The sequence below is a fragment of the Pararhizobium sp. DWP3-4 genome, assembly GCF_049898205.1.
Lineage (GTDB): Bacteria > Pseudomonadota > Alphaproteobacteria > Rhizobiales > Rhizobiaceae > Pararhizobium.
The window spans coordinates 17,137-30,065 of sequence record NZ_JAFCXF010000028.1 but is presented as its reverse complement, the minus strand read 5'-3'; the positions used below and the strand labels follow the sequence as shown (position 1 = coordinate 30,065).

The window sequence follows — 12,929 nt, the reverse complement described above, 5'->3', positions numbered from 1 at the left end:
GTTGGACCACTGCCGATCATCAAGCCAGAATTCACCTGCCATGACCAAAACTCCTCTTGTGGAGCGATTGAATCACAATCGTCAATCAAGATCAATGTGTTGATTGGGTTTCAACCCTAAGCCCGCTTTTGTCAGAATGGCCGTCTTGATACCAGTGGATCAATCCGACTGCCACGTCCTGAGCCGCCTTGTCATTGATGTCTACCAAATTTTCCACGCACCATCCCTCCAGAAAGGTCTGCAAGAGAGCTAGGTCTTCAGGCGCAAGGAACTGGCTGGACGTCACAGTGGAGTGCATGGTGAACCCTTTCCGTCTTGGACAGGAAATCATTTTTGATCGATTGCGATGCAGGGTCCGGCAGCGCATGATTGGTCCAATATCGTTTAAAGCTTGCGCTAAGCTTGGAAACGGTATCATCGCTAGCGATAAGAGTTCTTCTCAATACCTACTGCAATCCAGATTAGATGGCCTCAGGAAGGAGTGCATCATGGATGTAGTTCCAATCGTACTACATCGCCATCACTGGCAGCGGCATTTACCGCGCGATCTATATCAAGGCGAACTGTTACGTCGTCGGTCTTGCCGCCGAACGCGAACGGTTCCCGATGTTCATCGCAATCGACAGGCGAGGCGTCGTTGCTTCGCGCATCCTGCCTTTCTTAGAGAAAACACCGAAGCTGATCGGCTTCATGGCGTGCTGATAGTTGCGCTGCGTCATTCGTGAGAAACGCCGCATGTTCATGTCGTCGATCAGTTGGGGCATCAAGACCTGAATGGGACATTGTCAGGATCTTCGTTGCAGAAGCCCGTTAAGGTCTGCTCACATCCAACGACGTTCAATGCATCGCGACCACCGGTTGTGCCTGGAGTATGGAAGATCCGACTGCGTGGCGGGTCGACATCATTGATATTGCCCGCTCGCTGGTCAGGCCGTCAAAGCAGGTGGCAACTGATGTCATGCGTCCTCGTTAGGCGGGATGTGGAATGCAACTCCGGGTGCAGTCGGTCCCGATTTCCGCCGTGCGGCGGCGCGATGCTAAATCTCCTGCGGCTGCCCCAGGACCGAAGTTGCATGCGCGAATTCCCGAACCGTGGCTTTGCCACCGCTATGCTCGGTTCTCCGATATGCTCATTGTGAGTTAAGGTCGGTCACGAGGCGTGAGGCATTCAAGGACTTTGGTTGGGCGAGGTCTCATAAATCCGAAGAGTTCGGATTCCTGCGCGCCATCCCTGACTTTGCGCATGCCCTCCCAGGGCGTCCGGACGCCTGCAAAAAACATCAGCGGTCGGTCTTCATTGCCGGCAAACCAGGCTGTCGTCACAAGCCGGCTTCGATTTTCCTAGCTGGATCCGGTTCAGCAAAGAATGCGAACCGAATGACGCCTTTGCTGGTAGGGCCCAGCCATCGGCGCCAATGTGGAGAGCTTAAATTGCGGAGACTAGTGACGCCGGGATGGTAGTTTTTCACATAAGCCGGCGGCGACTGCATTCCCCAAGGCGCCTCATCGTCACACGTCGACATACAACGTGCCGATTATGTCTGCCGGCAATCGCCACGTTTGAAAATTGGTCTGATACCGGGTTAAGCTAACGGGTCTCGCTGATCCTCAGCCATCAGGCGGCTAATCTCAGTTTGCAGGTCAAAGGGCTGTTCAGCTTCAATCCCCGTGGCCTTCTGTGTTTGTCGCGGTGTCTCGGGCGCGTGAGGAGATATCCCCGCACGACGAGCGGCCGATCGTTCGCTGACCAAGGCGCGGTAACGCATTGCAACTTCCGGCATCGTCAGGTGCCCGCAAATCCACTCTTCGATCCAAGCGTGAAACCTATGGTCCTGCTCAATGACATGTCCTGCTTGGTGCGCACGTTGAAGTGCGTTTTCCGCAGCGCGTCGTCTGACTTCTGCTGACATCTATCCCTCGCAATGATGTTCGTTCGGAAGATATAAGCGTCGCCGTCCGAATTTCATTACCCTCTACCAGCAGGGCTATTTGATGATGCGCGCGGTAGTTCGCTTTTGCCTACGTCGCGGGCCGGACACAGGCAAAACAAATGTCGCGACCGCCATTGGCGACCGTGATGGCTGTCGAGCATCACCGTTGAAAGGTCCGCAGATGTCGGGCATGTGGCGCAACTCGGCGCACGAGTTGATTATTGGAGTCAAGCGTGGACGCGGGAGGGTCGGTCGCGATCTATGCGTCGGTCCACCTGTTGCGCAAGGTGAGGCGTGCCATTGATTTTTCTGTCCGGTTTTGTCCCGCACGTGGAGTTCGATTTCGATCTCCTCTAGATCATCCCTGTCGACCGCCGTTATAGCTTACGTAGCAACACGCCATACAAATAAGCACTGGCCCTGACACGACTTGGGCTACCGACATGGCGTCGGTATCGCAAGTCGTTAATGGTGTCGGAGACGGGCTGGCACGACGGTCATCCCGTCCATCATCGAAGGCATAACGGACTTCAAAAGGGAGCCTGGATCCGGCATGTGCTCAATCACGTGGAGGTGACGAGGTTCCACAGTGCGTTCGTCGAGGGTGTGTGCTGGTGCCCAATCGTCGACTGCCCGCCGTGGCGCTGGAACGCTAACTTAATAACGAGGAGAAAAGAAACGTTAACCGTGTCCATTCCCTCAGACTTAACCCGGATCGCCTACGTTTCCGCCCAGTGAAAAGGCAGATGGCGCATGTTTAAGCAGTCACAATGGTTCTTGAAATGGGTACTTCCGGCAAGCGTGTCGGCCTTGGTCGGAGCGATCCTTCTCGGCACCCTTTACTGGGCTGCCGCCAGAACTGACCAGGTTGCCGCGGAGCGGCAGAAGGATCTCGTCGCCCTGATCGTTTCAAAAATTCAGTCTTCGGTCGCTCATGATCAAGAGAGCGCCACCGTGTGGGACGACGCGGTCACAAAGGCGAAGGAGCGTAATCACGATTGGCTTGACGTAAACCTTGGCCAATGGATGAACACCTACTTCGGCCATGATGCCGCGGTCGTGCTTTCGGCAGATGGGCTGCCGATCTACCGGTTTATCGCAAAGTCAACCGGTTCGGCATCACCAGAGGAACTCCACCTGGCCTATAGTCCGCTAGCCAAACGGCTGCGTGAACGGCTTGTCGCTGGAGACCAGGAAGGCATGTCGGACAGGGTCCTCTCAATCGGCGAGAGTGATCTGACCTATGTTGGAGAACGACCCGCGGTGGTCAGTATCAAACCTATTACGTCTGACACGGGCGAGATCGAGCAGCAGGCGGGCGAGGAGAACCTGCATGTCGCGGTACGGTTTCTGGATCGAGACTTCCCAACCGAAATAGGTAACGAATACCAGTTCGCGGAGATGCAATTCACGACTGCGATGCCCCCCGACAAGCGCCACTCGCAAATCGCTCTCACCTCGAAATCCGGTCAGGTGATGGGGTATTTTAATTGGCATCCTTTTGAGCCGGGAACGAGCGTGTTGCACGCGACGCTTCCTGTCGTCGGCCTTTCCGTCGTTGGGATATTCATTGCCGCCAGCCTTGCTGGCCGTGCAATCTGGAGACGCTCGGTCAAGCTCAATTCTAATCGCCAGGAGCTTCAACATCTGGCGCTGCGTGACCCGTTGACGGGCTTGGCAAACAGGGCACACTTCAAAAGTGAGCTGGTGGCACGTCTGCAACAAGTACTGCCTCATGATTGCTGCAGCGTGCTCTATATTGATCTAGACCGGTTCAAGGCGGTCAACGATACCTATGGACATCCAACAGGTGACAGACTGCTTTCTCTCGCTGCAGAACGAATGAGGGAAATTCTCCCCGACGCTCTAATTGGGCGGATCGGGGGCGACGAGTTCACAGCCTTGCTCGAGAGGATCGAAGCCGACGAAGTCGTTACGATCGCACAGAGGATCGTGGTATGCCTGCGTGAGCCGTTTGAGATCGGAGGGGTATATGTTTCGATTGGAGCGAGCGTCGGTGTAGCGATTGCGTCAGGTACGAACGCCGATGCCGATGAACTGACAAGGCAGGCTGACATTGCGCTTTATCATGCGAAGGCCGCAGGGCGGAATGCGTATGCCGTGTTTGGCGATCATATGGACGAACTTCTCCGCACCCGCCGAAAACTGGAGCGTGACCTTCGCGCGGCGTTGGCAGCGGGGACGCAGATTGAGGTTGTTTACCAGCCGGTTTACTTCGCCGACAGCTCGGGACCATGCTCAGTCGAGGCACTGGCGCGGTGGCAACACCCAGAGTTAGGACCTGTTGGTCCCGATGTGTTCATTCCGCTCGCAGAAGAAATAGGCGTCATCCACAAGATTGGCTCCTTCGTTCTCGAAGACGCGTGTAGCCTGATAGCCGAGTTGCCTTCCATAAGTGTCGCCGTGAATGCCTCCGCCGCGGAACTTGCTTCTCCCGGCTACCCACTTCGCGTTCTTTCCACGCTGGCCAAGTGGGCGGTCGAACCCTCTCGACTGGAAATCGAGATCACGGAAAGCCTGGCTATCAGTGCGGAAGAGGAAACCGAGCGTAACATCCTTATGCTTCGAACGGCGGGCGTGAGGTTCGCAATCGACGACTTCGGCACCGGATATTCTTCATTCTCACGGGTGCAGAATGTCACCGTGGATAGGCTCAAGATCGACAAGTCGTTCATCGGAAGTATTCGAGAGGGCCAAAACTGCGCTGTTGTTGAAGCAATCATCAACATGGCACGGGCGCAAGGGCTACAGACAACGGCCGAAGGGGTCGAAACCAACGAGCAGAGAGATGCTTTGAAGTCGCTGGGATGTGACAACATCCAGGGGTTCCTGATGTCTCGCCCAATAGCGCGAGGAGAGGTCATGGCACTTCTGCATGCAGGCCACAAGTGCGAGAACGGTTAATGCGCTGACTGGTCTCAGCATCATCGAACGCGGTTTTGAAACCGGCCAGCATGGCCCACCAACTGATTGTACTGGCTGTGCCCTGATCCGGCCACGAGCATCTCGAGAACATCTTCGCTTCTTGAACGTAATACGCGGACCGACGTCGATCCGTTTTCGGCGAGGAATTTGCGTAAAAGTGGCAATTCCAGCCCTATGTCGAGCGTGACATCCATCAGTACAATTGTCTGGATGTCTGCAATGTCGGTGGCCTGACAGAAACCATGAAGGTCGCAGGCTGGAGCGAGACGCACTATGTCGACATAATGCCGCACAATCCGCTCGGTCCATCTGCACCGCAGCGACGACCCACTTTTCCGCCGCAGTGCCTAACTTCTCCTGGCTCGAAACCCGTGCAACGCCTGCGGAGACGCATCTCGGTTTCGATAATTCCGAGTTCTTCCCAGTTCAGCCGATGCTCGAAGGTGCGTATTATCCCGTTTCGGATGCGCCCGGCCTGGGGATCGAGGTCAATGAGGAACCGATTGCCCGCCAGAGCTTCGAATTCTGGGAGGCTCCACATTTAAAACGGCGCGATGGGTCGGTCACCAATTGGTGAAACCATGCCGTATTAAAACGCCAGGACGTTTTCGGAATGCGATTCCACAATCGCGGTTTCGCCCTACGACACGTTCATCAGTTCAATGCCACTGATTTTGCGCTACAGTTGCCTTTAGGGTCGCCGGTTCAATTCCCATCAAGGCGGGGGATACAATGGCATGTGATCGATCGTCTTAGATGGGGAAGGCATTCGGCGGCGTTCCGCCGAATGCCTGATAGCGCCGTATAGGAGGGAGCTCGGGGATGACACCTCCAACGTACTGAGTTTGTCCGTTTGCAGACAGCCGGCTGGAGCGTGCGGACGGGTGGCTGGTGGCGCGCGGCAGCACACAATTCAAGGCGGGTGAGCCTGTTAACCTCACCCTCAATACAGTTATGTATTAAAGGGCCAAAACTAGCGGGCTGCATTTCTTTCTTGGTTGAACGGGGAAACGGATACCTCGATCCAGTAGTTCAGACTTAAGATGGTTATTTTGTATGTGGCAGAATAATACTTTATATAAACTCCTCAATTTCTGATTTTTGCCGATGAGGAGCCGCGCTTTTTCTACTCTCCGCGCCGAGCGCGATCGCGGCCCTTCTCTTTTCTCGGTAGCGGGTGAACTGTTGATCTGCCAGGACCCCGGACAGGATCACCGCTCCCATTACCGCGAAGTTGAGCGAGGAAGGTATGCCGAGAAGATTGACCAGGTTCTGCAACTCTTGAAGCAATACCGCGCCCAACACGACGCCGATGATCGAGCCCTCTCCGCCACGCAACGAGAAGCCCCCGAGGACGGCCGCAGCGATCGCGTAAAGTTCGTAGAAATTGCCATGCGACGAGGGCTGAACCGATCTGGTGAACATAGCGAAGTAAACCGCGGCGATGGCAGTCAGCACAGCGCAGATAACATAGGCAGCAGTGATGACGAAACCGGTGCGGATGCCCGAGTAGCGTGCTGCATCCTCATTCTTGCCGACGGCCTGCAAATGCCGGCCAAAGACAGAGCGGTGAAGCACGAACCAACAGACGATCCCAATGATGATCATGGCGTAGAAGGAGTGCGGAACGCCGAACGAGCGCCCGATCGTCAGCCATTCCAGCGCCGGATATTTCGCTCCAAAGGGAAAGCCGGCAGTTGCTTCGCCGGTATAGCCGCGCGCAGCCCCGCGGTAGATTAGCAGGCCACACAGCGTCACCACGAAGGGTTGCATTTTGAGTTTGGTGATCAACAGGCCATGCGCCAGTCCCAGAAGCGTTCCGATGACGATAATGACGAGGATTGCCAGCGGCCACGGCACGCCGAACTTTCCCACCATGTCGACAAACAGGACCCCGAGCAGCGCAATCATCGATCCGACCGACAGGTCGATACCCCCCGTCATGATCACGAAGCCCTGCCCGATTGCGAAGAGGCCGAACAGCCCGATCAAATTGGCTGTATTGCCCAGATTGATCGGTGAGAGGAACAGCGGATTTCTGAGATAGACCACCGCTCCCACAATTATGATCAGGACGGCCAGTCCGAAGTCTTTCTTCTGCATCGGTCTTTTCCTAATTTGCGCCGACAGCGAGCTTGAGCACATTGTGTTCGGAGAACTCCGATCGCGACAGAGATCCGGCGATTTCCCCTTCCCGCAGCACGACGATGCGGTCCGACACGCCGATCACTTCTTCCATGTCGCTGGAGATCATCATGACCCCGACGCCTGCGTCCGCCAAAGCGCGCATCAGCTTGTAGATCTCAACCTTGCAAGCGACATCGATGCCGCGGGTAGGCTCGTCAAAAATGATCAATGCCGGCCGCATGGAAAGCCATTTGCCCAGCACGACCTTTTGTTGATTGCCGCCGGAGAGTTCGGCAGCATTGCGCATGACATCGGCGGTTCTGATGTCGAGTTTTAGGCGCTGATCCTCGGCGCGGGCCTTCACCAGGGTCTGCGAAACGAAACCGTTGCGCGACACTGTGCTGAGATCGGCAAGGCAAATATTCTCGCAGATCGCGCTTTCCAACACGAGGCCGGTTCGCTTGCGATCCTCTGGTACAAGATAAACGCCGGCTTGAATGGCGTCCCGCGGCGAAGCCGCCCGGAACGGCTTGCCCGCCAGCATGACTTCACCCTCGAGAATGGCGTCAATCCCGAAAATGGCCTCGGCCAGTTCCGTTCTCCCCGCGCCGACCAGTCCGGCGACACCCAGAATTTCCCCGTAATGGACATCGAAGTCGACCAGCGCCCATGGCTTTGCGCGGGTTCTGACAGCCCGCAGAGACAGGATAGCCGCGCCGGCAGGGCGAGCCGGCGGCGTATACAACGAATTTAGGTCGCGTCCGATCATCATGCGGATCATGGCGTCATGGCTTATTTCAAACTTGCCGAGTTCTCCGGCTGCCTTGCCGTCGCGTAGCGCGAAGACATGATCGGCGCATTCCTCAATCTCGCTCAGGCGATGCGATATATAGATCACGGCGATGCCCTCGGCCTTGAGACCCGCAATGACGCCCATCAGTGTTTTTGTTTCCGACAGGGTGAGGGACGACGTTGGTTCATCCATGATGATGACGCGCGCCTTGATGGAGAGCGCCTTGGCGATTTCGAGCAATTGCCGTTCGGCCAGGGACAGATCAGCAACCGGTGTGTCTGGGTCGAACCTGGCCCCGACGCGTCTCAGAAGCGGTTCGGCCGTGGCACGCATGGTCTTCATATCCAGCAACCTGAGCCAACCCGCGCGTTTTTCGCGCGCCAGGAACATGTTGGCGGCTACATCGAGATTGTCGAAGACATTAAGTTCCTGATGAACGAACGCGATGCCGGCGGACTGGGATTCAGTCACAGAAAGTCGGTCGTATCGCACATCATCGACAAGGATATGGCCAGAGCTCGGCTGGATAACACCGCCCAAGATTTTCATCAGCGTGGATTTTCCGGCGCCATTTTCTCCAATCAGGGCCAGCACTTCGCCAGCCATGACCGACATGGACACATTGGAGAGAGCCACCACGCCGGGATAGGCCTTTGAAATGTTCTCAAGCACCAACAGAGGGCGCTTCCGATCGTCTTTCGTCGTCATGGGTGGTGGCCATCTGATTTTGCGGAAATGCGATGCTTCGGCCTATTGACCGAATCTTCCAGGTAGCAGGTGCGCACCGGGCCAGGCGAATAGCCCGAGCCCGATGCGGCCGCGCTGACCGGGAGGAGTTACCCGCCAATGCGCTCCTTGAGTTCCTTCTCGAAAGCATCGACATTGGACGTGTCGATGACTTTGGTCGGAACAATGATGAGGCCATCCGCCGGCACTCCGGACTTGTCGCCTTCGAGATATTTCGCCATGAGTTGCATGCCTTGGTAGCCCCACTGATAGGGATCCTGCACGACCGTTCCGGCGAAACTGCCTTCGCGCACGGCACCCAGGGTGATCGGGTCCTCATCGAAGGCGATGACCGTGATCGCGCCGAGCTTGCCTGCAGCCTGAAGCGCCTCGTAAATCTTGGGCGGGTTGTAGGAGTAAAAACCGACCATGCAGGTTATGTCCGGATTGGCGGCGAGCACGTCATCGACATTGGAGCGGGCACGGGCGAAATCGACGTCATCGCCGCGCACGTCGACAAGTTCGATCCCCGATCCTTCCACGGCCTTGCGGAAGCCGGCGATGCGCTCGACAGCGTTATCGGCCCCAAGGAAACCGACAAAACCCATGCATTTTCCGCCCTTCGGCAAAGCTTTAACGGCGATTTCGCCGGCCTGCACGCCCGCCAAGGTGTTGGAGGAGCCCAGATAGGCTATGCGTTTGCTGGCGGGCGCGTCGCTGTCGGTGGTGAACAGCGGCACCTGTGCTGCAATGCGATTGAAAGCATCGATGGAGTTCTTCGGGTCGGCCGACGATATCATGATTGCATCGGTGCCGGCAGCGACAAGGTCATCCATCAGGGCGTTTTGCAGGGCAGCGGTACCTTGAGCCGGATAACGGAATTGCAGTTCGTAGCCCGGCAATTCCGCCTGGGCCTTCTTGACGCCGGCCTCGGCGAGCTTCCAGAAGTCCGAAGCGGCATTCACGACAAAAGCCAACTGGGGTTTATCTTGAGCGAAAGCCGGGCCAGCCAGACCGGAAACCACCATGGCGATGGAGACGGCAAGGTTCAAGTTCATTGTTTTTTCCTCCCATTTCAAGAGCATGGCAGCGCCATGCGTCTCGGCGTTACTGAATGCCCGGCAACATTCATTTGCCGCAGGGCGGTACATATCCTTTGCTTCGGGCGTCGCCCGGACGGCCGCATGCGGATCGCCCGGTGCCGGCGTCGGATATTGCTTGCGTCGTCTGTCCTACCCTGGGTACCAGACAAGGCGTGGGTCGTCGGGCGCCCGGGCATAGGCCCAGGCACGCTCGATCAGGAGCTTGAGATCAACGGTTGGCCGCCAACCGAGCAGCATTCGGGCCTTGGTGTTGTCGAGCCAATTGCTGTGAAAAGGCGTCGAAATCTCTACGGCCGGCAGGCTGTACGAAGCGTTCAGTTGTGCGGCGACACAGGCATAATCCACCGGGATGTCCATCGCGACATTGAACAGTTCCCCATTGGCGGCTGGATTGTCGAGCGTCAGAAGTATTGCGCCGACAAGGTCGCTAACATGGATGAAATTGCGTTTGAGCGGTGCGCCCGTCGCATCGCGAAGCAACGGGAGGGCGCCAGCCCGGGCATGCCGAGCGATTTCCTCCGCCGTCAGGAAGTCACTCCAGGCCGGTCCGCCGAACTGCTCACGAAAGCTCAGCACATACTTGAAATCATCTTTCTCCATGATCCAGGGCGCCCGGAGGCAGCAGGCATTGATGCCGTACTGCATGCGGTATTGCTCGAGCATGACTTCCTCGATCACCTTGGTGAGTGCGTAACAGCCGGGATAGGCGCGGCGCGCCGAGCTCTCGGTAATGGGCGCATCGTAGGAACGGAAAATGTGGCCCACCGAGCAGTCGCCGCCGATCAGAACGAACTGCATCGCCGTTTTCGACGCCCGGAAGGCCTCAAGCAGGTTGAAGATGCCCTTGACGCCGACGTCGATCGCCAGGTCGGGCGATTCCTTGACCGCAGCCATGTGCAACACATGGGTCACTCCATCCAGGGCGGCACAGACTGCTTGGCGATCCGACAATGAGCCGCGCACAATCTCGACTGCTGAGTGGTCAATGACGCGGTTGTTGCAGAGCGCGCGCAACGACCATCCGGAGAATTTTTCGTTGACGAGGAATTCGGGCAGGAAATTGGTTCCCACCTTTCCCGTCAGTCCCGTGACCAGAAGTTTCAATGTGCTTCCCCTAAGTGCTAAAGGCTCGTTCAGATCAAGGGTACGGCTCGTAGCCGCTGCCGGCGGATGCGAGCGTCATGGCGCCAAAACGCCATGACGGGATTGCGTCGAAATCACCTCATTTAGGGGTGCAGAAGCCCGGCTCTTCCCGTGTGCACACATCCAGACCGGTGTAGATCGTGTCCTCGACTTTCTCGCCCTTGATTAGTTGGATCATGACCTCAGGAGAGCGTTGCCCCATTTCGAAGGGGCGCTGGCCCACTTGGGCGTGGCTCCGCCCTTCGTTGAAGGCCTGCACCTGCGGGGGCAGGGTGTCGCCAGCCACGATGATGAGATCATTGCTTTTCAGACGGTCCATGACCTGGTCCGTAACCTGTGCATAGGCTTGCGGCGCGAACTGTGCCCAGCCGCCAATCAGAATAAAGGCGTCGAGGTCCGGGCTAGACGTGAAGACGTCGGCCATCTGCTGGTTGGCGAGATCAATCTGATCGTTTGTAAAGACCGGGCAACCCTGGATTTCGCTCCAGCCGCCTTGCCCTGTCAGGCGATCGATCCCCTTGGAGCCGGCGATGGTGTCGCGGAAGCCGGCTGCACGGGCGTTGATATTGTCGGCAGCCACGTTACCCAACTGGAGGCAAACCGTACCGCCTTTCGGCTTCAGCCGCGTGGCCTGTTCCGCCATCTTCACGCCCATCAGGTAATTGTCGGTTCCCAGATATGCCGAGCGCAGCGCGCGGTCTGCCTCCGAGAGGTCCGCATCTACCGTCATAACCGGCATCTTCGGTGCAATTTCCTTGAGTCGGTTGGCCATGGCCGCTGCGTTGGACGGTGAAATGGCGATCGCGGCCACGCCTTTGGCGATAAGGTCGTCGACAAGTTGGACCTGACCGGCCTCGTCGGCGCTGGATGCCGGGCCGGTATATAGGCACTCATATTCCGAATCGGGATTGTTCTTCGCCCAGTCCTGGCAGCCCAGGTTGATCTGCTCGAAAAAGGGATTGTCTAGTCCCTTTACGACGATGGCCAAGGTCTTTTTGTCCTGCGCCTCTGCTGCGCCGGCTGCCAGGACAACAAGGGCAGCGACCGCTATCTGATTTACGTACCTCAAATTAGTGTACTCCTCCGTTGGGGTTATCCGGCCAAGCCAGGCAAAGTCTGCCCAAGCGCTCACCAGAACTGTCTGCCGCCCTGTTCCTCCCATTGCGACACACATCTGAGGCACGAACCGAAGTCAGCTCGAACCAATATAGACGATCAATTCAGTTGCAGATTTGATCATATTATGTGCTAATAACAGCGCTTAATTAGCGGAGCCGTCAAGCAAGAATTTAGCAAGAGTTGCGCAGCGTACAGGCTGGGGAGGGGATGCAGCGGGCGGGCCTGTTGCAGTCACGGCACGCCGCCGCGCTACATCGACCGGTTCGAAACCGGAGACGAGCAGAAAGGGAGGCATATGAGCGCGCTGAGACTTGAGGGAGTGAGCAAGCACTTCGGGGCAATCCAGGCATTGAGCGATGTATCGGTTTCGATCGAGCCGGGAGAAGTCATCGGCCTGATGGGTGATAACGGAGCGGGCAAGTCGACTTTGGTAAAGGTCATCGCCGGAAATTTCGCGCCGAGCACAGGCGAGATCTTCATCTCGGACACAAAAGTGGAGTTTCACAAACCGCTGGATGCCCAGCGTGCCGGGATCGAGGTCGTCTATCAGGACCTCGCCATTTGCGACAACCTCTCGGCGGCCGCAAATGTCTTTCTGGGGCGCGAGCTGACGAAGCGCATCGGGCCGATCCAGATCCTTGACTATGCGCGCATGCGTATCAGAGCCGGAGAACTGTTCGCGCGGCTCAAATCCGAGACCCGGCCCCGCGATCTGGTCAGACGTATGTCGGGTGGACAACGGCAGGCCGTGGCCATCGCCCGCGCCCTTCTCAGTGATGCGAAGATCGTCCTGATGGACGAGCCCACCGCCGCGATCTCCGTGCGGCAGGTTGCCGAGGTGCTCAATCTCATACGCTATCTCAGCGATCACGGCATCGCTGTGATGCTGGTCAGCCATCGCATGCCGGACGTGTTTCAGGTTGCCGACAGGATCGCCGTTCTGCGCCGCGGCCGTCTGGTGGCCAGCAAGAAAGCGGCGGATTCGTCGCCTGAAGAGGTCACAGGCCTTATCACTGGAGCAATCGAATTCGCATGACCGAT

Annotated in this window: 8 protein-coding genes and 1 pseudogene; 3 read left to right on the top strand and 6 right to left on the bottom strand. The window is 57.2% G+C overall.

The annotated features are described in order from the left end of the window. Window positions 1-566 precede the first annotated feature (566 nt). Window positions 567-764, bottom strand: coding sequence for a hypothetical protein (locus ACP7E6_RS29060; protein ID WP_426233605.1), 198 nt, complete (start codon window positions 762-764; stop codon window positions 567-569). 1,920 nt (window positions 765-2,684) lie between these two features. Between ACP7E6_RS29060 and ACP7E6_RS29055 the strand changes: the two genes are divergently transcribed. Both ACP7E6_RS29055 and ACP7E6_RS29050 read left to right on the top strand, forming a co-directional pair. After that, a complete protein-coding gene (locus tag ACP7E6_RS29055; RefSeq protein ID WP_426233603.1) occupies window positions 2,685-4,856 on the top strand; it encodes a putative bifunctional diguanylate cyclase/phosphodiesterase in 2,172 nt (723 codons plus the stop codon). A gap of 158 nt (window positions 4,857-5,014) precedes the next feature. Beyond that, window positions 5,015-5,454: pseudogene (locus ACP7E6_RS29050) on the top strand (enolase C-terminal domain-like protein); the annotation flags it as partial. Between the two features lie 497 nt (window positions 5,455-5,951). Here the strand turns inward: ACP7E6_RS29050 and ACP7E6_RS29045 are convergent. From ACP7E6_RS29045 to ACP7E6_RS29025, 5 genes are all read right to left on the bottom strand, one after another. Next, entirely contained in the window at window positions 5,952-6,980 is a 1,029-nt protein-coding gene (locus ACP7E6_RS29045) for an ABC transporter permease (RefSeq protein ID WP_426233601.1), read from the bottom strand. A 10-nt stretch (window positions 6,981-6,990) separates the two neighbouring features. Then, a complete protein-coding gene (locus tag ACP7E6_RS29040; protein WP_426233599.1) occupies window positions 6,991-8,505 on the bottom strand; it encodes a sugar ABC transporter ATP-binding protein in 1,515 nt (504 codons plus the stop codon). Between the two features lie 128 nt (window positions 8,506-8,633). Continuing rightward, window positions 8,634-9,581 carry a sugar-binding protein gene (locus ACP7E6_RS29035; RefSeq protein ID WP_426233597.1) on the bottom strand — a complete coding sequence of 316 codons (948 nt, stop codon included), beginning with the start codon at window positions 9,579-9,581 and terminating at the stop codon, window positions 8,634-8,636. A 174-nt stretch (window positions 9,582-9,755) separates the two neighbouring features. Then, window positions 9,756-10,730, bottom strand: coding sequence for an NAD-dependent epimerase/dehydratase family protein (locus ACP7E6_RS29030; protein ID WP_426233595.1), 975 nt, complete (start codon window positions 10,728-10,730; stop codon window positions 9,756-9,758). Window positions 10,731-10,848: 118 nt separating this feature from the next. Beyond that, complete coding sequence (locus ACP7E6_RS29025; protein ID WP_426233593.1) at window positions 10,849-11,838, bottom strand: sugar-binding protein; 990 nt, start codon at window positions 11,836-11,838, stop codon at window positions 10,849-10,851. A gap of 345 nt (window positions 11,839-12,183) precedes the next feature. On the opposite strand from ACP7E6_RS29025, the gene ACP7E6_RS29020 reads away from it, so the two are divergent. Beyond that, window positions 12,184-12,924 carry an ATP-binding cassette domain-containing protein gene (locus tag ACP7E6_RS29020; protein ID WP_426233591.1) on the top strand — a complete coding sequence of 247 codons (741 nt, stop codon included), beginning with the start codon at window positions 12,184-12,186 and terminating at the stop codon, window positions 12,922-12,924. Window positions 12,925-12,929 lie beyond the last annotated feature (5 nt).

Bases quoted from the DNA above. Each gene is read 5' to 3' on its own strand.
- ACP7E6_RS29060 (WP_426233605.1), bottom strand. From the start codon at position 764: ATGCCCCAACTGATCGACGACATGAACATGCGGCGTTTCTCACGAATG.
- ACP7E6_RS29055 (WP_426233603.1), top strand. From the start codon at position 2,685: ATGTTTAAGCAGTCACAATGGTTCTTGAAATGGGTACTTCCGGCAAGC.
- ACP7E6_RS29045 (WP_426233601.1), bottom strand. From the start codon at position 6,980: ATGCAGAAGAAAGACTTCGGACTGGCCGTCCTGATCATAATTGTGGGA.
- ACP7E6_RS29040 (WP_426233599.1), bottom strand. From the start codon at position 8,505: ATGACGACGAAAGACGATCGGAAGCGCCCTCTGTTGGTGCTTGAGAAC.
- ACP7E6_RS29035 (WP_426233597.1), bottom strand. From the start codon at position 9,581: ATGAACTTGAACCTTGCCGTCTCCATCGCCATGGTGGTTTCCGGTCTG.
- ACP7E6_RS29020 (WP_426233591.1), top strand. From the start codon at position 12,184: ATGAGCGCGCTGAGACTTGAGGGAGTGAGCAAGCACTTCGGGGCAATC.